23 protein-coding genes are annotated in these 23,536 nt (G+C 41.3%); 12 read left to right on the forward strand and 11 right to left on the reverse strand.

All coding sequences use genetic code 11. The features are described from left to right. Window positions 1–3 precede the first annotated feature (3 nt). Complete coding sequence (locus M1D81_RS05240) at window positions 4–948, forward strand: siderophore ABC transporter substrate-binding protein (protein ID WP_456265423.1); 945 nt, start codon at window positions 4–6, stop codon at window positions 946–948. Between the two features lie 139 nt (window positions 949–1,087). After that, the gene (locus M1D81_RS05245) at window positions 1,088–2,041 is read left to right on the forward strand and encodes an LCP family protein (RefSeq protein WP_024425490.1); all 954 of its coding nucleotides are present in this window, start codon (window positions 1,088–1,090) and stop codon (window positions 2,039–2,041) included. Between the two features lie 71 nt (window positions 2,042–2,112). On the opposite strand, the gene M1D81_RS05250 is transcribed toward M1D81_RS05245, so the two are convergent. Continuing rightward, on the reverse strand, window positions 2,113–2,475 hold the full coding sequence (locus M1D81_RS05250; RefSeq protein ID WP_456265422.1) for a hypothetical protein: 363 nt from the start codon (window positions 2,473–2,475) through the stop codon (window positions 2,113–2,115). A 157-nt stretch (window positions 2,476–2,632) separates the two neighbouring features. Between M1D81_RS05250 and M1D81_RS05255 the strand changes: the two genes are divergently transcribed. Next, window positions 2,633–3,250, forward strand: a complete 618-nt coding sequence (locus M1D81_RS05255; RefSeq protein ID WP_456265421.1) for a TVP38/TMEM64 family protein — start codon at window positions 2,633–2,635, stop codon at window positions 3,248–3,250. After that, window positions 3,250–3,762 (forward strand): signal peptidase I, encoded by a 513-nt coding sequence (gene lepB, locus M1D81_RS05260; RefSeq protein WP_041117054.1) that lies wholly within the window; start codon window positions 3,250–3,252, stop codon window positions 3,760–3,762. The genes M1D81_RS05255 and lepB overlap by 1 nt, the downstream gene beginning before the upstream one ends. A gap of 36 nt (window positions 3,763–3,798) precedes the next feature. Here the strand turns inward: lepB and M1D81_RS05265 are convergent, their stop codons facing one another. Beyond that, window positions 3,799–4,944 (reverse strand): AbrB family transcriptional regulator, encoded by a 1,146-nt coding sequence (locus M1D81_RS05265; protein ID WP_024425494.1) that lies wholly within the window; start codon window positions 4,942–4,944, stop codon window positions 3,799–3,801. Window positions 4,945–5,201: 257 nt separating this feature from the next. Between M1D81_RS05265 and M1D81_RS05270 the strand changes: the two genes are divergently transcribed. Genes M1D81_RS05270 through M1D81_RS05280 form a run of 3 tightly spaced genes read left to right on the forward strand, consistent with a single transcriptional unit; the run spans window position 5,202 to window position 6,923 of the window. Continuing rightward, on the forward strand, window positions 5,202–5,624 hold the full coding sequence (locus tag M1D81_RS05270; RefSeq protein ID WP_024425495.1) for a BlaI/MecI/CopY family transcriptional regulator: 423 nt from the start codon (window positions 5,202–5,204) through the stop codon (window positions 5,622–5,624). Next, window positions 5,617–6,456: a M56 family metallopeptidase gene (locus M1D81_RS05275; RefSeq protein ID WP_456265420.1), complete on the forward strand. Its 840-nt coding sequence runs from the start codon at window positions 5,617–5,619 to the stop codon at window positions 6,454–6,456. Before M1D81_RS05270 ends, M1D81_RS05275 begins: the two co-directional genes overlap by 8 nt. A gap of 56 nt (window positions 6,457–6,512) precedes the next feature. Then, window positions 6,513–6,923 carry a DoxX family protein gene (locus M1D81_RS05280; protein WP_456265419.1) on the forward strand — a complete coding sequence of 137 codons (411 nt, stop codon included), beginning with the start codon at window positions 6,513–6,515 and terminating at the stop codon, window positions 6,921–6,923. Between the two features lie 196 nt (window positions 6,924–7,119). Here the strand turns inward: M1D81_RS05280 and M1D81_RS05285 are convergent, their stop codons facing one another. After that, window positions 7,120–7,566, reverse strand: a complete 447-nt coding sequence (locus tag M1D81_RS05285; protein WP_048238419.1) for a ferritin-like domain-containing protein — start codon at window positions 7,564–7,566, stop codon at window positions 7,120–7,122. A gap of 147 nt (window positions 7,567–7,713) precedes the next feature. Here M1D81_RS05285 and addB point away from each other — a divergent pair, with 147 nt between their 5' ends. From addB to M1D81_RS05310, 5 genes are read left to right on the forward strand one after another with little or no spacing between them, the layout of a single operon-like run. Further along, entirely contained in the window at window positions 7,714–11,223 is a 3,510-nt protein-coding gene (gene addB / locus M1D81_RS05290) for a helicase-exonuclease AddAB subunit AddB (protein ID WP_456265418.1), read from the forward strand. Then, entirely contained in the window at window positions 11,201–14,905 is a 3,705-nt protein-coding gene (gene addA / locus M1D81_RS05295) for a helicase-exonuclease AddAB subunit AddA (protein WP_456270892.1), read from the forward strand. Before addB ends, addA begins: the two co-directional genes overlap by 23 nt. Window positions 14,906–14,931: 26 nt before the next feature. After that, window positions 14,932–16,107, forward strand: coding sequence for an exonuclease subunit SbcD (gene sbcD / locus M1D81_RS05300; protein WP_070325681.1), 1,176 nt, complete (start codon window positions 14,932–14,934; stop codon window positions 16,105–16,107). After that, window positions 16,104–19,499, forward strand: a complete 3,396-nt coding sequence (locus M1D81_RS05305; protein ID WP_456265417.1) for an AAA family ATPase — start codon at window positions 16,104–16,106, stop codon at window positions 19,497–19,499. Before sbcD ends, M1D81_RS05305 begins: the two co-directional genes overlap by 4 nt. A gap of 19 nt (window positions 19,500–19,518) precedes the next feature. Continuing rightward, the gene (locus tag M1D81_RS05310; RefSeq protein WP_456265416.1) at window positions 19,519–19,818 is read left to right on the forward strand and encodes an HNH endonuclease; all 300 of its coding nucleotides are present in this window, start codon (window positions 19,519–19,521) and stop codon (window positions 19,816–19,818) included. A gap of 46 nt (window positions 19,819–19,864) precedes the next feature. On the opposite strand, the gene M1D81_RS05315 is transcribed toward M1D81_RS05310, so the two are convergent. The 8 genes from M1D81_RS05315 to M1D81_RS05350 form a co-directional block, all read right to left on the reverse strand. After that, window positions 19,865–20,083 carry a spore germination protein gene (locus M1D81_RS05315; RefSeq protein WP_003211468.1) on the reverse strand — a complete coding sequence of 73 codons (219 nt, stop codon included), beginning with the start codon at window positions 20,081–20,083 and terminating at the stop codon, window positions 19,865–19,867. A gap of 22 nt (window positions 20,084–20,105) precedes the next feature. Further along, window positions 20,106–20,537 (reverse strand): spore germination protein GerPE, encoded by a 432-nt coding sequence (locus M1D81_RS05320; RefSeq protein ID WP_456265415.1) that lies wholly within the window; start codon window positions 20,535–20,537, stop codon window positions 20,106–20,108. Next, complete coding sequence (locus M1D81_RS05325; RefSeq protein ID WP_003210893.1) at window positions 20,537–20,713, reverse strand: germination protein GerPD; 177 nt, start codon at window positions 20,711–20,713, stop codon at window positions 20,537–20,539. Before M1D81_RS05325 ends, M1D81_RS05320 begins: the two co-directional genes overlap by 1 nt. Next, entirely contained in the window at window positions 20,710–21,324 is a 615-nt protein-coding gene (locus M1D81_RS05330) for a spore germination protein GerPC (RefSeq protein WP_456265414.1), read from the reverse strand. The genes M1D81_RS05325 and M1D81_RS05330 overlap by 4 nt, the downstream gene beginning before the upstream one ends. Before the next feature lie 31 nt (window positions 21,325–21,355). Continuing rightward, complete coding sequence (locus tag M1D81_RS05335) at window positions 21,356–21,589, reverse strand: spore germination protein GerPB (RefSeq protein ID WP_008355157.1); 234 nt, start codon at window positions 21,587–21,589, stop codon at window positions 21,356–21,358. Between the two features lie 14 nt (window positions 21,590–21,603). Further along, window positions 21,604–21,825 carry a spore germination protein gene (locus tag M1D81_RS05340; RefSeq protein ID WP_024425506.1) on the reverse strand — a complete coding sequence of 74 codons (222 nt, stop codon included), beginning with the start codon at window positions 21,823–21,825 and terminating at the stop codon, window positions 21,604–21,606. A 125-nt stretch (window positions 21,826–21,950) separates the two neighbouring features. Next, window positions 21,951–22,115: an aspartyl-phosphate phosphatase Spo0E family protein gene (locus tag M1D81_RS05345; protein ID WP_456265413.1), complete on the reverse strand. Its 165-nt coding sequence runs from the start codon at window positions 22,113–22,115 to the stop codon at window positions 21,951–21,953. A 122-nt stretch (window positions 22,116–22,237) separates the two neighbouring features. After that, window positions 22,238–23,332 (reverse strand): CotH kinase family protein, encoded by a 1,095-nt coding sequence (locus M1D81_RS05350; protein WP_456265412.1) that lies wholly within the window; start codon window positions 23,330–23,332, stop codon window positions 22,238–22,240. Between the last annotated feature and the right edge of the window lie 204 nt (window positions 23,333–23,536).

Below are 23,536 nucleotides of genomic sequence, written 5' to 3' on the forward strand. Positions count from 1 at the left end.
CGTATGAAAAAATGGATATGGATGATGACTGTATTAACAGCGATCGTGGTACTCGCTGCCTGCGGAAATCAAGGAAAAACAGAAGGAATTAAAGAAGAAACTGTGACGGTCAAAGACATGCTGAATAAAGATGGCGTAAAGATCAAGAAAAACCCGAAAAAAGTGGTCGTGTTTGATATGGGAAGCCTTGATACGTTAGACAAACTAGGTGTGAATGTAACAGCTTTACCGAAACAAGTGGTGCCTAAATATTTATCTAAATATGAAGGAGACAAATATGAAAATGTCGGCGGATTAAAAGAGCCGAACTTTGAAAAAATTGCAGAAATCAAGCCGGATTTAATCATTATCCAGCACCGTCAAGCAGATGCATTCGATGAATTTTCTGAAATTGCCCCTACGATTTATATGGATGTAGACAATGCCAATTATATGGAATCATTTAAAAAGAATGCCAAAACTTTAGGCAAGATTTTTGATAAAGAAGACAAAGTCAAAGAAGAACTTGCAACCATTGATCAAAAAGTGGATGCTTTAAAGAAAGAAGCAAAAGAGTTAAAGAAAAATGGGCTGGTGATCATGGCGAACGACAGCAAAATGACAGCGTTCGGACCTAAGTCAAGATACGGTCTCATCCACGATGTGTTTGGTATCACACCGGCAGATCAAAAGCTTGAGCCATCTGATAAACACGGTCAAAGCATTTCGTATGAATATATGGTCAAAACGAATCCAGACTATCTATTTGTCGTTGATCGAGGCGCAGCGATCGGAGAAGAAACGTCTGCGAAACAGCTTGTTGAGAATGATTATGTGAAATCAGTCAAAGCGGTCAAAAACAACCATGTGGTGTATTTGAATTCTGACATGTGGTATCTATCCGGCGGCGGGCTTGAATCATTATCTGCCATGATTGGTGAAGTAAAACAAGGTATTAGCCAAAAATAATGAACAAAAGCTGCTCATCTTGAGCGGCTTTTTTTATTGTGGATTCATAAAAATATGTTGCATGCAGGAAACTTTCATCAAAATATGTTATAGTGGAACCTACATTGATAGACTAAGATAGAGTGAGGGTTCGGAAAGGATGAAGGAAAAAAGATCAAAAAGAAGACTAAGGCCTTGGGTAAAAGCCGTGCTGTTTATCATGGCATTTGTCATGGTGATGGCAGTGTCCGTGACTGGATACGCATACTATAAAATTTCAAAAGCGTCGAATAAGGCGCAAGTATCATTAGAAAGAGGAGACACCTCGCAAAAGCGTGTGAAAGCTTTTGATCCAGGAAAGGACAGCTTTTCGGTGCTGCTGCTTGGCATTGACAGCCGTCCAGGTGAAACGGTAGACGAAGCAAGAAGTGATGCGGTCTTACTGGCGGCGGTGAATCGAACAGACAAAACCATTAAGCTTCTCAGTATACCTCGTGATGCTTATGTGGATATACCGGGGAGAGGATATGATAAAATTGCTCACGCCCATGCGTTTGGGAGTGCAGATTTGTCAGTCAAAACGGTCGAAAACTTGTTGAACATTCCTGTAGACTATGTGATTTCAGGGAACTTTAAGGCGTTTCAAGACATTGTGGATGAGCTAAATGGAATTGATGTAACGATTAAAGATGAAGGTATCGCAAAACAAATGGAAAAGGATTCAAAAGGGAAAGTTCATGTGCAGACAGGAACACATACGTTAAATGGTGAAGAAGCTTTAGCCTTTGTGAGAACGAGAAAGGCTGATAGTGATCTCATGCGCGGAAAACGCCAAATGGAGGCACTTCAAGCCATCTTCGAAAAATCTAAATCGATTTCTTCGATCCCATCATATGACAACATCATTGATACGCTTGGTGATAACGTCTCAACCAACCTTTCCATGAAGCAGTTCATCGGTCTTTTTCCATTACTGAGCTCATTGAAATCAGTAGATACAATTCAGCTAAAGGGCCATGATTATCAGCCTGGGAATGTGTATTACTTTGAGTTAGATGGACCGGGATTAGAAGAAGTCAGAACAGAGCTGAGAAAACAGCTTGAATTATCATAAATAAGAAGGAGCCTGCCGCCGCGGCAGGCTTTTTTCTTTGCATGGGTACCACGCCGCATTTTAGCAAGAAGTTAATTTGCTTGATGCAGAAAATATGCAGTCAGCAGTTCCTCTACCCGGTGACGTATACGCGGATTAAAATATTTATGCTTTTCTTCATAGCCATTTATGATAAATAGATACGTTGTAAATCCTTCATCGTGTTCAATTTGCTGTACTTTCATATGTTCTTTACGTAAATGCTGCTTTAGTTCGTAAAGTGCTTTCTGTGCTTCCTTTAACACAGAGGTCACAAGCTGAATGTATGGTTCGTTTAGTTTAAAGGTTTGATGTTGTTTTAAGTGTGTCAGATCACGATTGAGGATGGAGATGACCATTGGAAGAAAGATGGCCTGTTCCATCATCTGAAGCTGTATTCTTGATAGTCTCGTCATGTCCATGCCTGCTTTCTTTATGAATAGAACAAGTGTTCTTATTTATTATATCGAATGAGTTAAACAATCTCAAGGGGGGGCGAGTGGATTCATTTGTATATTTTTATGTTTTCCATGTAAAATGAAATGTAGACAAACCTTGAAGGAGTCAAACAAGTTGACATCATTTCTTTCTCTATTTACTCAAGAAAATATCACATCATTTTTTGAAAGCTACAAGGCCTTTGGACCAATTGTCGCTATATTGCTTCCTTTGATCGAAGCATTTCTTCCGTTTTTACCACTCGTGGCGTTTGCGGTGGCAAATGCAAATGCATTCGGCCTTTGGGAAGGCTTTTTATTAACCTGGATCGGTGCAAGTGCAGGTTCTATTCTTGTCTTTTTACTGATCAGAAAATTTGGACAGATGAGAATGCTGAACTTTATCAGCAGACACCCCTCCATTAAGAAATTAATGCTTTGGGTAGAGAAACGGGGATTTGGTCCGTTATTTATTTTACTCTGCTTTCCTTTTACACCTTCTGCGGCTGTCAATGTTGTCGCAGGCTTATCAAGAATTAGCATGTGGCAATTTTCATTAGCTGCTTTAGCTGGTAAGTGTGTCATGCTCTTTATCATTAGTTTTATTGGTTATGATCTTTCTGCTTTAGTAAAGAATCCGTTAAGAAGTGTTTTTGCGGTTCTAGTTATCGTTTTATTATGGTATGTTGGAAAGAGAGTAGAAAATAGGTTGAATATTCGAATGAGCAAACGTGAGGACAAAGGAGGCTCTTAATGAAAAAGAAGCCATTGCTATGGTTGATGATTATTACATGCATCGTCTTATTGTTCCAAGTAAAGAATTTCATGTTTGTGAAGTATAAAGTAGAAGGGGTTAGTATGGACCCGACATTTACAGATGGAACAGAATTATTAATCAACAAGTTCTCGCCAAAACTCACGAAAATTAGCCGGTTTGATTATGTGTTATTTCACGGACCCAAAAATCAAATTTTGATCAAAAGGGTCATTGGGCTCCCGGGAGAGTCGATCAAGTACGTAGATGATCAGTTATTTGTAGATGGGGAAAAATGGAAAGAACCCTATTTAAAAGAGCAGAAAAAACATAAAATGGGGAATGTCCTGACAGGAGATTTTCAGCTGAAAGCCATCACAGGACAAGATAAAATCAAAAAAAACCATTACTTCGTAATCGGAGATAACCGAATACATAGCTTTGACAGCCGGCATTTTGGAACGATTTCAAAGGATCAAGTAGTTGGTGTCAAAAGAAATCAGGATGAATAAAAAAGAGGCGCTCTGCACATGCAAAGCGTCTCTTTTTTATTTTGCGGCTTTATATTCAGGATGTCTTTTAGCCCAGACATGATGTAAGAATCGAAAAAACGGTGGCAGCATCGCAATAACAAGAATGATTCTAACAACTTGTACAGCTACTACAAAGGTTGAGTCCTCATGGAGTGTGACTGCTGTTGTTGCCATTTCTGCAATACCGCCAGGCGAAAAGGCAAGAATGGCTGTAATGACAGAAATGCCTGTGACCTCTGCAATGGCAATTGAACTGAGAACCGTTGCAGCAATCAGTCCAGCTGAGCTGACGACGGCTACAATTAACGTGTTTTTAAGCCCGACAAACATCTGTTTATTCATTTTTGAACCGATGGTTGCACCGAGAAATACCTGTGATGCGATATTCGCTTGTGCTGGCCAATAAGGAATCAAATCATGACCTATGAGCGCACCTGCACCTACTTGAAGAGCTGCAACTCCTAACATGCTGCCAATCAGCCAAGGGGCAGGGAAATGAAGACGAACCGCGAGGCGTGACATAAGCCAGGCACCTAAAATAAGTGCAGCAGTCCACGAGATATTTGACAAGGTGAAAACGCCAGATGAAAAGGCGCTCCCTTGCACGCCTGCAGCTGCATCCGCTGGATTTTTTGTATTTAAATAGAACACCGTAAATGGGATGGTGAGTACCACCATTAATACACGTGTTGTTTGTACGAGACTGACAACGGCTGTATTTGCTCCAACCTCTTGGGCAATCCCTGGCATAGCAGATAAACCGCCTGGGGCTGTTCCGACAAAGCTGGTCAGCATATCTGTTTTACTCAGCTTCCATAAGGCAAAGCCAGAGAGCATCGCCAGTAGAATAGAAAAAACAAGCATGAAACTCACAGGGAGCCAATGTTCAGCGAAAATATGAAGAACTTTCATGTTCATTTTCTGTCCGAGTTCGATTCCGAGAATAAATTGACCAAGGAGTAGCCATCTGCTGTGAATACGCAAGGTGTTGTTTCCTTTACGCTGAAACAGGGTGGGACGTCGCATGGCAATAAATGCAGCTGTGATTAATGTACCGACCATCCAGCCAATAGACATTCCTGTTAAAGACAAAAGAAATCCACCTAAACCGCTTATCGCGATCAAAATGAGATCGGTTCGAAGGCTGTTTCCTTGTTTCATCACATGTAAACCTTCTTCCTATAAATTTGTTCAGTAAGTGAAATGTTGTTATCTTCACTATAATACAAAAGTCTCTATAAATAAAATACGAATTTTTTTACCTTTTTCATAAGATGATCTTATCAAGAGCAAGATAAAAGGGAAGATATAATTTTTACCAAAAACAAAAACAATATACAACGATTTTCCCCTATTTTAGTTATCAGTTGACTATCATTTTCAATTGCACTACAATGCTTAGTGTGTGAGGTGATGACATGAAAATTCCTTCTTTTAAATATAATGAAAAGGGATTGAATCGTTTTTTCGGTCCTTTAGAGGGAAGAATTATGGAAATCCTTTATCAAGGTGAGGATATGCCGATTAAAGAAGTGCAGCAGAAGCTGTCAGATGAAAAGCCGATTAATTTCAACACAGTGATGACTGTGCTGAACCGCTTAACCGAAAAGGGAATTGTCGAGAAGAAAACAAAAGGGCGTTCATCTATTTATAATCCCATTTTAACAAAAGAAGAATTTCTAAATGAGCAGACAAAATGGATTACGCAAGGGCTGATGGACGATTTTGGTCCACTGGCAGTGAATCATATGGTGGATGCAATTGAAAGTGCTGACCCTGAATTACTCAAAGTGCTTGAAGCAAGGCTGGCATCCAAAAAAGAGGAGCAGCAAAATGAATAAAATGAAATCGAGCCTGCTATTTTTAAGCGGTATATTGATTGGTTTAACAATTTTTTATCAGATGGGGTATTACGTGCTTTCAAGCTTTTTTGGCTGGAACCAAGCATATAATCTCATTCATGTATGCCAGTCTGTTCTCGAATTCTATGGATTCACTCCTTTGAAATATTTTCTAGATGCTTTAGTCCTCTACACATTGGGATTTGCGATTTTCTATATGACGAAGCAAATCAAAACGTACATTCAATTCAAGCAAAATCTGATGCTTGCAGTCGATTACCAGTCGACAGAATCTTTATCTGAAAAATATGCAAACGACATCATTGTGTTTCATTGTCATGAACCGCTTGCTTTTGCCATGGGGATGCTTCATCCAAAGGTCTACTTATCAACATCTCTCACGGACATGCTGGATGAAGAGGAGATTGACGCTGTTGTTCATCATGAGTTGCACCACAAATACAGCTGCGATCCTTTAAAGGCTTTCACATTCTCAATGCTTACAAAAGTGATTTGGTACATTCCAGTGTTAAAGCATATGAGACAAAGCTATTCCGTTTTTCGTGAAGTGATTGCAGATGACTATGCAATTCGGCAGACAGGAACTGAGCTTGGAGTAGGGCAAGCTCTTTTGAAACTCATTAAAAAGAGAACGCAGCTTCAAAAACAAACGAAGTTTGCGGTATCCTTTGGAGATCGGGCATTGAATTTAAGAATACAGAAGATCTTAAATCCAACATACAATATTCCTTTCAATGTACCCATCATTCCCATTGTCACATCAACCATCCTCATGGTGGCTTTAGTAATTATGCTTAACCTAAATTACTAATTTTTTTACTTATTAACATTACATTATGTAGTGTAAAAACAGGAGGAAATCACTATATGAAAACGAATCAAGAAATAGGAACACTTTTCGTACGTGTTATTTTAGGCATTATCTTTTTTCTACACGGACTTCAGGCATATCAAGGAGGTCTGGGAGGAACAGCGGCATTCTTTGGACAACTTGGTATACCCGAATTTATGGCCTATATTGTGAAGACAATTGAGCTGGTCGGTGGTATCGCCTTGATTTTAGGTCTAGGAACACGTATTTTCGCAGCATTATTTGTACCCATTATGGCTGTGGCGATTATGACGGTTGGTTTTTCTAAAGGATTTGTTGGCGGTTATGAATTTGAACTATCGCTGCTTGTCATGGCGCTTTATTTAACACTTAGCGGCAGTAAGATGCTGTCCATTGACGGGATGCTAAAACATCAGCAGCAAAGCAATGAAGCAAAATTTCATTAAACGATCATGAAAAAAACTCTTTCTGCTATTTGTGGCAGAGGAGTTTTTTATTTATCAAATTGTCGTTTTCACGTTTGAAAAAGTGAAAGAGATGAGAGGTTTGCTGAGAATCGTCCTTTATTTTATAGATTGAATGAACAAAAAGACGATTTCATTTTTTGACGGAACATACGATCTCCTATTAAAATAGGACTATCTAAGACACATGGTGCGTTAAAAGATATAAAAACCATACAGCATGCTGCTGTTCATCTTGGGCGATACGTTTCATCAGCTCTTTTGTTCCTTGATCCCGGACATAATCTGATACCGTTAAGTAAAAATCGACCGTTTTTTGTTCATCTTTAAATGCGAAAAGAAGCCCTTCTCTAAATTGATCTGGACAAGGTTCTGTTACGCTTGGTTTGTGGTTTTTACCTGTTAGAGAATAATATAGCTTTGAAAATAGTTGATAGTGTCTGACTTCATCCTGGCGTATTTCTTGAATGATTTTTTTTGCCTCAGGAGTTTTTGCTCTTTGGGCAAGTTTTTCGTAGCATTGGATCGCAGAATATTCACCATTGATCGCTTTTTCAAGATCTGAGATGATTCTTGTGTTTTGGCGCATGTCATATGGCGAGTAGTCATAATAACCGTAATACATGATATTGCCAGCCTCCTTTGAGTTCATAATGATTTATGATATGAGAAGAGTAAGGAAAGGTGCCTATATCTTTTTTAGGAAGGAGAAAATAGCTATTTACTTTTATTTTCGCTAGAATATGAGTACATAAGAAAGGTGTTGTGGAGCGTGGAGATTCAGTTTTTAGCAGGCAGATCGGGGAGTGGAAAAACGACTGCAATCTTAGAGGATATCAAAGAACAGCTTCGGCTTGATCCGTTGGGTCCGCCAATCATTTTTTTAGTCCCGGATCAAATGACATTCTTAATGGAATACGAGCTTGCAAAAACGTCTGAAGCTGGCGGTATGATCAGGGCTAAAGTATTTAGTTTCACGCGTCTTGCTTGGTCTATTTTACAGCAGACTGGCGGAGCAAACCGGCAATTTGTGACAAGCACAGGAATTCAAATGCTTTTAAGAAAAGTGATTGAAGAGGAGAAAGAAAAGTTTAAGGTATTCAAAAAAGCGAGTGATAAGCCGGGGTTTGTCGAGCAAATCGAAAAGACGATGGCTGAGTTCAAGAGATACTGCATGCTGCCGGAGGATATTGAAAAAATTTCATTATCGAGCATGCATTCAGAGTATACAGAAGAAAGACGGGCAGCCGAGAAATTGCATGATCTGCATGTTCTTTATCAGCAGATGGAGCAGCATTTACAAGATGAATATGTGCACTCAGAAGACTATTTGACACTTCTCACGCAGCAAATTCCTTTATCTGAAGAAATAAAAGGAGCACACATTTATATAGATGGTTTTTATCAATTTACACCGCAGCAGCTTCTCGTCATTGAACAGCTTCTGCTGCATGCTGAGAAAATAACGGCTGCTTTCACAGTGGATCGTTCCTATCATGATAAGCAGCCAAATGAACTTGATTTATTTCGTATGACAGGTAAAACGTATTTCCAGCTCTATCAGCTTGCCAAAGAGTGCGGAGCGGCCATTTCTGAGCACATTTTGAAGAGAAATAACCGTCATCTTCATACGCCGGATCTTGCTTATTTAGAACGGCAATATGAGCAGAGACCGGTGCAGCCATATCAGGAAGTAACCCCTCATCTCACAGTGTCTAAAAGTGCGAGTAAACGAGCTGAAATTGAGGGAGTAGCGAGAGAAATTCTTCATTTAGTGAGAGAAGAAGGGCTCAGACTGCGAGATATTTCGATTGTAGCGCGGCATGTAGACGACTATAAAGATACGTTAAAAGAGGTTCTTCGAGATTACGATATTCCTTTTTTTATTGATGGAAATGAATCGATGCAGTATCATCCGCTCATTGAGTTAATTCGTTCGAGCTTGGATGTCATAAAAGGAAACTGGCGTTATGAGGCCGTGTTTCGCTGCGTGAAGACAGAGTTCTTATTTCCGCTCGAACTTGCCAAAAACAAAGCGAGAGAACAGGCAGATCAGCTTGAAAACTACTGTATTGCTTATGGTGTAAAAGGAGAACGCTGGACAAACGGTTCCCGGTTCCATTACAGGCGGTTCCAATCCTTAGATGAGGATTTTGGACAAACAGATCAAGAAATTGAAATGGAACAGATGCTGAATAATGTAAAGGAATGGATCACACCGCCGCTTTTCCAATTGCAAAAAAGGCTGAAAAAAGCGCAAAAAGTAAAAGAGATGGTAGAGGCAGTCTATGTCTTTTTAGAGGAAATACAAGTGCCCGATAAACTTGAAAAGGCTAGGCTGGAAGCTGAAGAAGCAGGTAGATTAGCTGAAGCCATGCAGCATGGACAAGTATGGGATGCTGTTATTCAATTAATGGATGAATTTGTTGAAATGCTCGGTGAGGAGGAGCTCTCATTTCCTTTATTCCAACAGATGATGGATACAGGATTGGCCTCTTTAAAATTCGCTTTAATTCCGCCTTCACTCGACCAAGTATTTATCGGAAGTATGGATTTATCGAGAATGTATCAAGTGAAGTGTATGTTTATCATTGGGGCCAATGATGGCGTTATTCCCGCACGCCCATCTGACGAAAGTGTATTGTCTGAGGATGACAGGGAATGGTTAAAACGAGCAGGAGCAGAGCTGGCAGAGACAGGAAAGGAACGGCTGCTAGATGAGCAATTTTTAATTTACCAGGCGCTGTCGAGTCCATCTCATCATTTGTATCTGTCTTATTCAGTGTCAGATGAAGAGGGGCGCTCTCTATTGCCTTCGACTCTTATCAAGTATTGTCAGGAGCTTATGCCGAATCATGAGCATGCTTTGTATGTGTTAGACCCGGAACAGCTGGATGAAAAGGAGCAATTAAAATTTGTAGCAAATGAGCATGTCTCGTTATCATATACCGTCTCGCAGCTGCAGCAATGGCTCAATCAATATCCCATCAGTGGTGTATGGTGGAGTGTCTATAATTATTTGATGACATCATCTCATCGGGATGTATCAAAAAACATCTTGTCGAGTTTGTTTTTCACAAATCGAGCGAAGCGCTTAAAACCAAACGTCACAAAAGAACTTTACGGTGATCACATTCAAGGCAGTGTTTCAAGAATGGAGAAATTCAATGCGTGTGCATTTTCTCACTTTGCTTCCCACGGGTTAAAACTAAAGGACCGGCAATTTTATAAATTGGAAGCACCCGATATCGGCCAGCTGTTTCACTCGGCCTTAAAGCATATTTCAGATACGCTTGTTGAACAAAAAAAGGATTGGAAAAACCTAACGAAGGATGACTGTGTCAACTATTCAAGACATGCAATCGACCAGCTTGCTCCGCGTCTTCAAAAGGAAATCCTATTAAGCTCTAACCGGCATGCTTATATTAAAGAAAAGCTCCAGAAAATCTTGATTCGAGTCTCTTCTATATTAAGTGAGCATGCAAGAGTGAGTGGATTTTCTCCCGTTGGGCTTGAGTTAGGCTTTGGCGGCCAAGGACCACTTCCGCCGTTTACTTTTCAATTGAAAAATGGCTGCACGATGGAGCTTGTCGGAAGAATTGACCGGGTGGATAAAGCAGAAGGTTCAAAAGGGCTGCTGTTGAGAATCGTAGACTACAAATCGAGTGAGAAAGGTCTTGATCTAGCAGAAGTATACTATGGGCTGGCCTTGCAAATGCTCACATACTTAGACCTGACCATTACGTATTCGAAGGAGTGGCTCGGTGTAGAAGCAACGCCAGCTGGCATTTTATATTTCCATATTCATGATCCGCTCATTCAAGCACCGATTCCGCTTGCAGAGGATGAAATTGAGCAGGAGATATTCAAGAAATTTAAAATGAAAGGTCTATTGCTTGAAGATGTAGAAGCGGTAAAGCTAATGGATCAAACGCTTGAATCAGGAAGATCACAAGTCATTCAAGCCGGCTTGAAAAAGGATGGGTCTTTCCGTTCTGACTCTGCTGTTTTAAGTGAAGATCATTTCCATATACTCACACAGCATGTTCGGCGCACGTTTGAAGAGGCAGGCGAAAGAATTACAAATGGCGAGGTAGCCATTAATCCATATAAATTGAAGGATCAAACACCATGCCGCTTTTGTTCATTTAAGTCTATTTGCCAATTTGATGAATCGATTGAAGATAATGAATTTAGAGTGCTTTCATCTGAAAAGGATGATGTTGTGATAGACCGGATCAAAAAAGAAGGGGATCAGTATGCAAATACCAAAACCGAATAACAGTACTTGGACGGATGACCAGTGGGAAGCCATCGTTTCAGAAGGACAAGATATCCTTGTTGCGGCGGCGGCAGGGTCAGGTAAAACAGCCGTTTTGGTTGAACGGCTGATTCGAAAAATGACCCGTCCTGAAGATCCAGTTGATGTGGATCGTCTGCTCGTTGTGACTTTCACAAATGCATCTGCGGCAGAGATGAAGCATCGGATCACAGAAGCACTTGAAAAGGAATTAGCCAAAAACCCCGGGTCCCTTCATATGAGAAGACAGCTGTCGCTTATGAATCGTGCCAATATTTCCACCCTGCACTCCTTTTGCTTGCAGGTTCTGCGCACCTTTTACTATGAGATTGACCTTGATCCAGGCTTTCGTTTGGCTGATCAAACAGAAGGAGAATTATTAGGAGATGAAGTGTTAGATGAACTGTTTGAGGATGAATATAAGGCTGGAAAGCCAGCGTTCTTTGAACTGGTTGATCGTTACACTTCTGACCGTCATGATTTAGATTTGCAATGGCTTGTGAAAAGAATTTATGAGTTTTCCAGATCTCACCCTTCACCTGAGCAATGGATGAGGGCATTCCTTTCTCTTTATGATGTAGATGCTCAAACAAAAGTAGAACAGTTACCGTTTTACCCATATATCAAAGAGGACCTTTCTCTCGTTTTTCGAAGCTGTCTGGAACTGCTCGAACGAGCTCTCGCCTTATCAAAAGAACCGGGCGGGCCGGCACCGAGAGCAGAAAATTTTATAGATGATTTAGAGCAGGTCAATGAATTAATCAGGCACCAAGATGATTTTGAGAAGCTTTACGAGCTTTTGCCAAACATCAATTTTAAAAGGCTCAAAACATGTAAAGGGGACGAATATGACCCTGTGCTGTTAGAAAAAGCCACAGATGCACGCAATCAAGCAAAAAAGCAATTAGAAAAGCTCAAAGATGAATACTTTATGCGCAGTCCCGCCCAGCATTTGAAAAGCTTGGCTGAAATGAAGCCGGTGGTCGAGACACTTGTGGAGCTTGTCATCCAATTTGGACAGCATTTCGAAAAAGCGAAGCAAGAAAAATCAATCGTGGACTTTTCGGATTTAGAGCATTATTGCTTACGCATTTTAGCAGAGCAGGACGCGGAAGGAAATTTGATCGAAACAAAAGCGGCCAAGTACTATCAACAGCAGTTTGAAGAAGTGCTCGTCGATGAATACCAAGATACAAACCTTGTGCAAGAAACGATTTTAAAGCTTGTCTCAAAAGGGGAACATGCTGCAGAGGGCAACCTGTTTATGGTTGGTGATGTAAAGCAGTCCATTTATCGTTTTAGACTGGCTGAGCCTATGCTCTTTTTAAACAAATATAAACAATTTACACCAGACGGCAAAGAAACAGGGAAGAGAATTGATTTAAATAAAAACTTCCGCAGCCGTTCAGATGTGTTAGACAGTACGAACTTTTTGTTCAAACAGCTGATGGGGGAAACAGTTGGAGAAATTGAATATGATGAACAAGCTGAATTAAAGCTTGGAGCGAGTTATCCAGAAAGCGAAGATACAACGACAGAAATGCTTCTTGTACATTTAGATCAACAGGAAGCAGAAACTGACCAAGAGCGAGAAGAGCTAGAGACCGTACAGCTTGAAGCGAGAGTCATTGCTAAAAAAATAAGACAATTGGTGGAGCAGCCATTTCAAGTGTACGATGCGAAACAGCAAATGCCCCGTAACTTACAGTATCGGGACATTGTGATTTTGCTTCGCTCCATGCCGTGGGCCCCGCAAATGATGGAGGAATTGAAGAAGCAGGGTATCCCTGTGTATGCGAATCTTTCGTCCGGTTATTTTGAAGCAACAGAGGTGTCTGTGATTCTTTCTCTGTTAAAAGTCATCGATAATCCATATCAAGATATCCCGCTTGCAGCTGTATTCAGATCACCAATTGTTCATTTAGACGAAAATGAAATGGCACTGATCCGCACTAGTGATAAAAAAGGCACTTATTATGATGCTGTGAAGGCATTTATGAGTGTGACTCATTCAGATCACCCAACATGCAAAAAACTAGAGCGGTTTTTCAGGTTGCTGCGTAAGTGGCGTGATTTCTCTATGAATCATTCAGTAGCAGAATTGATTTGGGAAGTATACCGCGATACGCAGTATCTAGATTACGTCGGCGGGATGCCTGGAGGCAAACAGAGACAGGCGAATCTCCGTGTTCTTTATGATCGAGCGAAGCAGTATGAAAAAGCTGCTTTTAGAGGGCTGTTCCGTTTTCTTCGCTTTATTGAAAGAATGCAGGAGCGTGGAGATGATCTTGGGGCGGCAAAAACGTTCAGTGAAACAGAGGACGTTGTTCGCATGATGACGATCCACAGCAGTAAAGGATTAGAATTTCCAATCGTCTTTACCGCAGGACTCGGCAGAAACTTTAATATGATGGACTTAAACCAGTCCTATTTACTTGATAAAGAGCTAGGCTTTGGAAGCAAATATATTCATCCAGAGCTGAGAATTAGTTATGCAACATTACCGCTTGTTGCGATGAAAAAAAAGATGAGGAAAGAGCTATTATCTGAAGAGCTGAGAGTTCTATATGTAGCGCTCACAAGGGCTAAGGAAAAATTATTTCTGGTCGGCTCTGTCAAAAATCAGGTGAAGGCATTAAACAAATGGCAAAATGCTGCAGCCGGAGAGGACTGGCTTCTCCCTGATTTTGAACGTTATCAATCGAAAACATACTTAGATTTTATTGGTCCTGCTCTCATCCGTCACCAAGCCATGTCATCTATTTTAGAAGAAACAGGTGATGTTGTTCTTTCGCACCCATCAGCATTCACAATCTCGTTTACGCAAGCTTCCGATCTTCTAAAAGAAGATATGTCACTTGAAAAGAAGCAGCAAGACGAGGTGGTACAAGCATTGATGGACGGCTTACCTGTTGAAGGTTATGGTGATGCTGATGAGAAAGTAGCAGAGAGACTTTCATGGAGATACCCGTATCTAGCGGCCTCACAAGTCGGCACAAAGCAGTCTGTTTCAGAGATAAAGAGAATGAAAGAAATACAGGATGAGTACAGTGTTCCTTCTTCTCTTCGAAAAGCTCGTGCCACGTTGTATGACCGGCCGGCTTTCATGAAGAAAAAAACACTCACTGCTGCAGAGCAAGGCACTGCAATGCATACAGTCATGCAGCATATTCCGCTTCCTTCTGACGAGCCCTATGATGAATCACGTATAGAGCAGCTGCTCGGTTCCTTACAGCAGCGAGACTTGCTAACAAATGAGCAAGTTCAGTCAATTGATCAAGAAGGAATTTCCGCTTTTTTCTCTACTTCTATTGGTCAAAAGCTGCTGAAAGCGGACTGGGTGAAACGAGAAGTGTCATTTAGTATGGTGTTACCTGTTAAAGAGGTATACAGCCATATTGATGCAGAGGGGGAGCCTGTCCTTGTTCAAGGGATGATTGACTGTTTATTTGAAACGGACGGAAAACTATATTTATTAGATTATAAAACAGATAGAGTGCAAGGCAGATATACAGGCGGTCTTGAAGCAGCTGTGCCTATTTTGAAAAAGCGCTATGAAACTCAAATAGCGTTATATGCACAAGCAGTAGAACGTTTAACAAACAGAACATTAGAGGGGAAAATTCTTTATTTCTTTGATGGGAATTTAGAAATTTCATTATAAATGTATCGGAATGAGAGGTGAATCACATGAGGATTCTGCATACGGCAGATTGGCATCTAGGAAAAACCCTTGAAGGCCGGAGCCGGCTTGATGAGCAAGCACAGTTTTTAGATGAGCTGTATCAAATCGTAAAAGACGAACACATTGATGTCATTGTCATGGCTGGAGACGCCTTTGATACAGTGAATCCGCCTGCTAGAGCAGAACAGCTTTTTTATGAAAGTCTATCCGCCTTATCTGATAAAGGAAAACGTCAGGTCGTGGTCATCTCAGGCAACCATGATAATCCGGATCGACTATCTGCCGCATCTCCTTTAACAAATGATCAGGGGATTCATTTAATTGGATATCCGACAAATGACATCATCCGCGTCGATGTTCCTTCTTCGAGTGAACGTTTATCCATTGCAGCACTCGCTTATCCGTCTGAAGCGAGACTAAATGAGGTACTGGCTGAAACATTTGAAGAGAAATTGCTTCGTGATCATTACAATTTAAAAATACAGCAAGCGTTTCAACATTTAAGCACTCAATTTCAAGCCGATACGGTCAATATCGCAACGAGCCATATTTATGTGGCAGGAGGAAGTCAAACCGATTCAGAAAGACCGATTGAAGTAGGCGGTGCATATACCGTTGCGGCTGAAAGTCTGCCAGAAGCAGCCTGCTATGTGGCGCTTGGCCATTTGCACCGCCCGCAAACCATCAAACGTGCCAAAACGATTGCCCGCTATTCCGGGTCCCCTCTTGCTTACAGCTTTTCTGAATCAGGATATGCCAAATCAGTCACGATTGTAGAGGCAAAACCTAATGAAAAAGCAAGCTGGAAAGAAGTGTTGTTATCAAGCGGAAAACCACTTGTGAAATGGAAGGCAACTGAAGGATTGAGCCAAGTACACGAGTGGCTGGATGAAAAACGGGATCTTCAGGCATGGATTGATTTAGAGATTCATTTAACAGATCAGCTCTCCATAGAAGAGATTCATCAGCTCCGAAAGCAGCATAGCGGGTTTGTCCATATTAGACCGAAATTTAAAGAACTTCAGCAAATGGAAGAACAAAAGCAAGCCGAAAAGCTCTCAATCGAAGAGCGGTTCGTGAAATTTTATGAGCGCCAGACAGGCGGCGGTCTTCCTGATGAAAAAACAGTCAAGCTGTTTTTGGAGCTCGCCAATGAAATGCAAGAGGAGGAAGCGACTTGAAGCCGATTACGCTAACCATTAAAGGACTTCATAGCTTCAGAGAAGAACAAACAATTGACTTTAGCTCATTATGTGATGCAGGTGTGTTTGGCATTTTTGGACCGACAGGAAGCGGAAAGTCGTCCATATTAGACGCCATGACCCTGGCACTCTATGGCAAAGTGGAACGTGCGTTAAATAATACACATGGTATTTTGAACCAAGCAGAAGAGAAGCTGTCAGTTTCCTTTACGTTCGCTTTACAAAAGGAACACCACATTTCTTATAAAGTCGAACGTGCTTTCAAGCGGGCAGATGAAATGAAAGTCAGAACGACACTATGCCGTCTGATTGAAATTGGTGATACGCAGACAGTTCTTGCAGATAAAGCCAGTGAGGTCAATCGTAAAATAGAAAAATTACTCGGGTTAACCATTGATGATTTTACGCGAGCGGTTGTCTTGCCCCAAGGAAAGTTTGCAGAATTCCTTTCTCTAAAAGGAGCTGATAGACGACAAATGCTTCAGCGTTTGTTTAACTTGGAAAAGTATGGGGATCAGCTCGTCAAACGTTTGCGCGCAAAGGCGCAGAATCAGTATGGACAAAAAAATGAACTGCTTGCTGAGCTGAATGGTTTAGGAGAAGCTGGCCCAGAGGCGCTCGCAAAGGCAAAGGAAGCAGCTGAGCAGGCGAAGGCTATTTTTCATGAGAAAAAACAAGCGCGGGATGAAGCGTTCACTGCTTTTACAAAGGCGCAAACAATTTGGCAATATCAAAAGGAACGAGAAGCTTATGAGACGGAACTAAACCATCTGAATCAACTGGCTCCATCAATGGAAGAGAAAAAGGCCAAGCTTCATATTGCTGAGCAGGCAGAGGCATTAAAACCCTATGCGGATGCATTAACAAAGGCTGAAAATCAGCTTTCTCAAGCATTAAAAGAGAAGCAGGAAGCAGAAAATCAGCTTCTGCATCAACGAACGATCTATGATCAAATGACGCAGAACTATGAGCAAGCAAGGCAAAAGAAAATAGAAACTGAGCCAGAACTTCTCCAAAAGAAAGAGCAGCTGATTCAGCTAAAGGAAGTTGAACGGAAAAAAGAGGCGGCTCTTCAGGAAAAGACGGCAATTGAACAACGAAAAAACGATACAGCGCAGCAATTATTACAAAAGAAAGAAGAAGCAGACAATCTCCAATCTTTGTTAGAACGTGCACTGGCAAAACAAACACAGCTGAAGCGTGAGCTGGAGCAATTACAAGTCTCTGTAAAAGAACGGAAAAGTGTACAGGATGCTTTGCGTTTAAGCGAAAATGTTCAAAGAATACACCAAAGCATACACAAGGAAGAACAAAAGATGGAGGAGCTTAAAAAGCGATCAACACAGACCGCAGCAGCATATGAAAAGCTTCAAAAACAGCAAAAAGACCATCATGAAAAAATAGACCAATCGTTTCAAGCGATTGAACAGCTCTATTTCTATGTATGTGAATTCGAACGGGCTTTTACAGAATGGAGTAAAAGAGAACAAAGTCAGAAGCTCGAAAAATTAAAACAGCGTGATGCTGTTAGGGCGGCAGAATTAAGAAAAGAATTAGCGGCAGAGCTCGTAGATGGTGAGCCATGTCCTGTTTGTGGATCGATTCATCATGACCCAAAGGCACTGGAAAACACTGACCATGAAGAAACAGTGGCACAAATCGATGAAGTGATTCAACGGATGGACACAGAGCTCAAGCAGGCAGAGGAATATACAAGAGACATGTATGCCGCCAAGCAGTTATTGGAAACGCACGCCAATCAATTAGTAAAGCAGTTTGCCTTTTTATCTCAGAAAGCTCCAGGTGCGGAAGTTGCAGCAGCAGTAGAGGCAGTGCAAAAGCCGGAGTCCTTGCAGAATCTCATGCAAGAATGGAAAGGCTTGAAACAAGATATTCAAGAAGTTGAACGTAAACGAGCTCGTTTAATGGATGAAACATATGATCAAGCAGCAGAGATAAGCAAGACGAAAGATCAAATGACATTTGAACAGCAGCGTATCGAAGAATTAGAGGGGCTGGTCAAGGAGCTTCAATCTGAGCTTTCAGAGCAAACGTCTCAATTTGAACAGGCCTTCCCGCACTTTACATTGCACCAAGTACAAGAGATGCAAAAGCAGATCGATGAAAAGGACCAGCAAGCGGAAGGCTATAAAGAGCGTATCGAGAAAAGTGTTTCATTTTTGGAAGAGAAGCAGCAGGCAAAAGAACAGCTGCAAACAGCCATATATGATGTAGAGAAGGAACTTGATAAACTAGCGCATCAGCTAGAAAGTCAGAAGCAGCTCATTCATCAATATGAAACAGATTTAGGGCGATATCCATTGAAAGCTGTCTCTATTTCTGATGAACTGATCGAGGTTGAACACACGCTTGCTCGTCTCAATGAAATGGAACAGCAATCGTACAAGCAATTACAGCACGCGCAGGAGCTCTTTAGTGAAGCACAAAGTCATTTTTCAAGCTGTGAGCGTCAGCTTCAAGAGGCTGAAAGGAGAAAACAAGAAGCAAATGAAGCATGGACTAAAGAATCGGAGTCTTCTCCTTTTGATAAGCCTCAAGAGATTGAATCTGCTTTCATGAATCAACCAGTACGTCAATCAGTCAAACAAGAAATTGACGAATTTGAGGATAAAAGAAAGCAATGTGCCGCAAACTTAAAGCGAATTTCTGAACTGCTGAAAGATGAGTCACTAGATGAAAAGCAATGGACTGACATTCAACTGAGAAAAGAAGCGGCAGAAAAGGCATTGGAAGAAGCAACAGTGATGAGAGGCTCTGCATATGAACATCTGCGTGTAATGGAAGAAAATCACCAGCGATTTGCAAGTATTCATGAACGCTTGGCGGAGCTGCAGCAAGAAATTGATCGGCTCGATAAGCTGCAAACCGTGTTTAAAGGAAATACATTTGTTGAGTTCTTAGCAGAAGAACAGCTGGAAAGTGTCAGTCGTGATGCATCTGCCCGTCTTGGTATTTTGACAAGACAAAGGTATGCGATTGAGGTTGATTCAGAAGGTGGTTTTGTCATGCGTGATGATGCGAATGGGGGTGTCAGACGTCCAGTGTCCAGCTTGTCCGGCGGGGAAACCTTCCTGACGTCGCTTGCGCTTGCACTAGCTCTTTCAGCGCAGATTCAGCTGAGAGGTGAGTTCCCGCTGCAATTCTTTTTCCTTGATGAAGGCTTTGGTACCCTTGATCAAGACTTGCTTGATACAGTGATTACCGCATTAGAGAAATTACAGTCTCAAAACTTAGCTGTTGGAGTCATCAGCCATGTGGAAGAATTGAAAATGCGGCTGCCGAAAAAACTGATTGTCCATCCAGCAGATCCAAGCGGGAAAGGGACAACAGTCTCAATGGAATTAATGTAAATATTGAGGTGATGACACGGTGGCAAAGCAAACAATTGGATTATGTGAGTTGTGCGGAAGACAAGATGTCCTGCTCACAGAACATCACTTAACGCCAAGAGAAGAAGGCGGGGCTTTTTTACCGACTGCCTTCCTATGCATCCCTTGTCATAAACAAGTACATGCCCTCTTTACAAACCAGGAGCTTGCCGCACGTTTGAACACAATTGATGCGCTGAGGCAGGATGAAAATCTTGCTTCGTACATCAAATGGATTCGGAAACAGCCGGCAAGCAAGCTGGTCAAAATAAAAAAATCGAGACAGCGCAGAAAGAAATAAGCATAAAAAAGCGCTCCTCAATTGAAATGGGCGTAGAGGAGCTGCTTTATGCATTGCCTACCATATTCTGATCATTTAAGTCAGGATCCACATAGTTGGTGGCGCTAATGCCATTATTTAATATCAAGAAATCTCCGGTATTCCCCGCTCCAGAGCCTAAAGCAGATTTTGACGAACTTTTAGGCGACAGGTAGAATGAGTCACCGACGTTTACGACGCCTCCAGAAATAGAGTTAATGTAAATGGGTCCGACAATTGCTGGCATAATCGACATCCTTTATTCGAAGTCATATCACCATCATATGCGCAGGTAGGTCCATTTGTGAGTTTTGCGGACTTTCATCATTGCTAAACAGCTCTCTAATATGCTTCACTCGCGCAACGCCATTCATAGTGCAAGTAGAGCCGATTTGATAGACAGAGGACGATGATACCCCTTCTACATGGATTGAAGACACTTTAATCACAGGTTTTTCATGGTAAAATGCTGTTCTCACTGATCGTTCTGGCAGCATCAATGGAATGGGCTCATAATACACTTCAAATTCTTTCGCATCTAAATTTTCTGCTTCATTGCCATAAAACAAACTAATGGTTCGTTGAACAGCTAATACTTTGACTTTCGGGCATAGCTCCTGAGTATCACCGATTTGAACCACACTCGAAATCCCGACAGAATTCACCTTTGAGAACTTCACTTGAGATGTGCGCTTGATCATTATCGGGGCGCCAGAGGAACAAACGGGCCAATAATCAGTGATTCTGGCGGTGTATCGAAAATCGAGGATAATTGTACATGGTCTGTGTCCCCGATGATAAATAGGGAAGAAGACGATACCCCGACTACTTTAATGCTTCCAGTCTCGATGTTGCGGTTGACAACTGTGAAATTCATCCGTTTTCCTCTCCTTTCGTTTCACTTGGAACATGGGCTAAAAAGTGCTCAATCGCCCGCTTTACATCATGCTTCACATACTCAGCAATTTGCTCTGAACGCTGCAGCGGTGTCATATCTTCCCGCTGTGGCAGCTGTCCCGCATAGTATTTGATCCTGCTGTCAATTTGCTTGCGAATGTCCTCAATGATATGGTGTTTGTTGCTTTCATCAAGGGACCCTTCATATCGCTGTTCTAGCTCTTCAAGAAGGTCCGGTGCTTCTTCATTTAAGAATGCATCGACAAGCTGTCGTGTTTGATTGAAAAATTGACCAGCCATTTCTTGCTGCATCATTCCAATTCCCGGGGTTGTTGTTTGGCCCACTTCAAAGTTTTGAACACTGTTTGGATCAGATGGATTGAGGCCGATATTCAGCGTTCCTTCCAGCCGTTCGATTTTCAGTTGATCAAATTGATAATCAATCCGTTCAATATTCGTTGTCGGTTTATCTTTGATCATTTGTATTTCCTGCTGAAGCTCGTTAAGCCTTTTTTCAAGCATCATGATTTGTTGCGAGTGTTTTTGAATGATGCCATATACTTGTGAAGCGTTGCTCTGATAATCATACATTTACATACACCTCCGGGGATTGTAGATGAACTTAAGATGTTGGTGACTGAAGCGGTACAAAAGGTGCTGTGCTTGCGCCTTGAGATTCTTCAATTCCTTGTGTACCTGCTGCGGCAGGTGCTGCTTCTACGTAGCTTCCCGTGTTATACAGGTTGGAAAGGGCCTTGATGGATCCAGCACTCCCAATTTGCAGAACAGAGGAGTTACTCACAGACTCTACACGTAAATAATTAATTTGTATCGCTTGATTAATATAGAAGTTCAACGGATCCTCACTCCTTACAAGTTACCAACAAGCGGTTGATCAATGACATCACTGTCGTACGTATTTGTTACACTTTTGTAGTTGCTGATTTGTAATTGATCACCTGTATTAAAACTGCCTGCGCCAGCAAACGTTTTAACCTGACTATTTGGAGAAATGGTGATGCAGTCTCCAACATGAACGACTCCGCTCGTTCCGACGGCATTTACTTTAAAGGCTCCCACAATGGCCGGCATAGCGGTGCACATCCTTTATAAAATTAGGGCACTTGTTTTGGGCGTTTCACCATAGCTTATGATGGGTCTTTTAATGTGTGATTGTCTTTTTGAAAGCTTTTGATGAGAGGAATTAGATGTATGGCTTACCCTTTTTTTGAGCAATCTTTAGAGGTGGATTTGATGATGCCTTTATTTAAGAGTGTGTCAAGCTCTTGACTGCACCTGATTGTTTCTTCGGCATTCATCCCGAATTTTTTTGCAGTCTCAATTAAATGTAATCTTTTTTGTTCAATTTCATAATTGATCATAACGGACGCCAACTCTCACATTTTTTATCAAATAGAAGGATATGGTTAGTATACCCTATTTTTCTATAAAAAAAGCTGTTTCGTCAATATGAGTAATAAAGTGACAAAATTCGAAAGTGTTCTTACGTACCAAATATCTCTTTTTTGATCTCAGTCTGTAAATAACGTCGTCTTTTGTTGATATACTGCCGGATTAAGTCTCGTTCAGACTGCAAGATGTCTTTTCGCTCTTTCGTATATGGATCATCTCCAATTCGATCCTCAATCGATTCATGCCATTTCTCAATGATTGGGCAGAGCCGGTCTTCTACAAAATGTGTATCGAGTACATGCTGGAAAAGTGTGTAATAGGCTCTTTTAAACGAAGGGATATCTAGTAATCTAGCAGTTAATGTATTAAAGCCGTTTACTGGGATATAATCAAACGGCATTTCTTCTCCATGAATGTCACGGCCCCATGTTGCATCATAATCCCAAGGAAGTACTTGAAACCTCCCTTGTTCATTTACATAAAGAGCGTAGTTATGAACAAAACCATCAAAGTTTTGTGTGCATACCACACCGATGAGCCATCGGAAATATTGTGTCACATCTAGGTATTGTTCAATTTTTTCTGCAAAAGTGTCATCTTTCGCAGTGTTGAGAAAGTAAATAAATTCGCTCAGCTGCTGATCATGTTGAGAAGTCCCTGTTTTTTTCTCGTATCCGAGAAGAAGGTGCTTTTTTGGTTTTTTATCAAAAGAACTTAAAAGGGAGAAGTTCGCGTCATCATCAACTGCATAATAAATGCCGCCTCCTGAAAGCTGCCGTTTTTGAAGAAAGAACTCATCGACGGATTCGATTTTCAAATAAATCCCTTCTTTTCTTCCATTTATGGTGAGAAACACATGAGAAGCGGCTGGGCTATGCACCCCGATCTGCTCAAAGAAATAAAAGGACAGCCTGTTTCGGATAAACGAAGGATCATTGTACTCTGCATTTAAATGAAAGATGGATTCGCCTTGTCTTTGTTTTGGCTTTCGATATTCGATTTGATAGGACTTTTTCTTAAGCTTTCTAATGTGTGATCCGCGGTATGAAGCATAAATATGTGATTTGGTTTGGCCGGTTTTTAGAATAGCTTCAACAGGTTCATCGTTCCAAATGTCTTTCTTTAATTCAATCAAATCCTTTGGATGAATCCACATATCAAGTTGTTTTAAAGGTTCTGTGTTCATACGTTCATCAGCCTCCTATATACTCTTCTTTACGATATGAAAGTGAAGGAATGTCCTGTACCGGCTGGTAGGTATTCATGGAGTTTTAAAGGAAAGAGGCATTCGTCACGAACACTTGTCTACCGAGTCTCGTAACATAAAGCAGAGAAGATAAACAGCTTTGTCTGTTTGTTTTGTCGAAGCATAGACTGGGAGGGGAATTGT

Source organism: Bacillus sp. JZ105 (genome assembly GCF_053903125.1).

Excerpts from the sequence above, each read along its gene's own strand:
- M1D81_RS05240 (WP_456265423.1), top strand. The coding sequence starts at position 4 with ATGAAAAAATGGATATGGATGATGACTGTATTAACAGCGATCGTGGTA.
- M1D81_RS05245 (WP_024425490.1), top strand. The coding sequence starts at position 1,088 with ATGAAGGAAAAAAGATCAAAAAGAAGACTAAGGCCTTGGGTAAAAGCC.
- M1D81_RS05250 (WP_456265422.1), bottom strand. The coding sequence starts at position 2,475 with ATGACGAGACTATCAAGAATACAGCTTCAGATGATGGAACAGGCCATC.
- lepB (WP_041117054.1), top strand. The coding sequence starts at position 3,250 with ATGAAAAAGAAGCCATTGCTATGGTTGATGATTATTACATGCATCGTC.
- M1D81_RS05265 (WP_024425494.1), bottom strand. The coding sequence starts at position 4,944 with ATGAAACAAGGAAACAGCCTTCGAACCGATCTCATTTTGATCGCGATA.
- M1D81_RS05270 (WP_024425495.1), top strand. The coding sequence starts at position 5,202 with ATGAAAATTCCTTCTTTTAAATATAATGAAAAGGGATTGAATCGTTTT.
- M1D81_RS05275 (WP_456265420.1), top strand. The coding sequence starts at position 5,617 with ATGAATAAAATGAAATCGAGCCTGCTATTTTTAAGCGGTATATTGATT.
- M1D81_RS05280 (WP_456265419.1), top strand. The coding sequence starts at position 6,513 with ATGAAAACGAATCAAGAAATAGGAACACTTTTCGTACGTGTTATTTTA.
- M1D81_RS05285 (WP_048238419.1), bottom strand. The coding sequence starts at position 7,566 with ATGTATTACGGTTATTATGACTACTCGCCATATGACATGCGCCAAAAC.
- addA (WP_456270892.1), top strand. The coding sequence starts at position 11,201 with ATGCAAATACCAAAACCGAATAACAGTACTTGGACGGATGACCAGTGG.
- sbcD (WP_070325681.1), top strand. The coding sequence starts at position 14,932 with ATGAGGATTCTGCATACGGCAGATTGGCATCTAGGAAAAACCCTTGAA.
- M1D81_RS05315 (WP_003211468.1), bottom strand. The coding sequence starts at position 20,083 with ATGCCAGCAATTGTCGGACCCATTTACATTAACTCTATTTCTGGAGGC.
- M1D81_RS05320 (WP_456265415.1), bottom strand. The coding sequence starts at position 20,537 with ATGATCAAGCGCACATCTCAAGTGAAGTTCTCAAAGGTGAATTCTGTC.
- M1D81_RS05325 (WP_003210893.1), bottom strand. The coding sequence starts at position 20,713 with ATGAATTTCACAGTTGTCAACCGCAACATCGAGACTGGAAGCATTAAA.
- M1D81_RS05330 (WP_456265414.1), bottom strand. The coding sequence starts at position 21,324 with ATGTATGATTATCAGAGCAACGCTTCACAAGTATATGGCATCATTCAA.
- M1D81_RS05340 (WP_024425506.1), bottom strand. The coding sequence starts at position 21,825 with ATGCCGGCCATTGTGGGAGCCTTTAAAGTAAATGCCGTCGGAACGAGC.
- M1D81_RS05345 (WP_456265413.1), bottom strand. The coding sequence starts at position 22,115 with ATGATCAATTATGAAATTGAACAAAAAAGATTACATTTAATTGAGACT.
- M1D81_RS05350 (WP_456265412.1), bottom strand. The coding sequence starts at position 23,332 with ATGAACACAGAACCTTTAAAACAACTTGATATGTGGATTCATCCAAAG.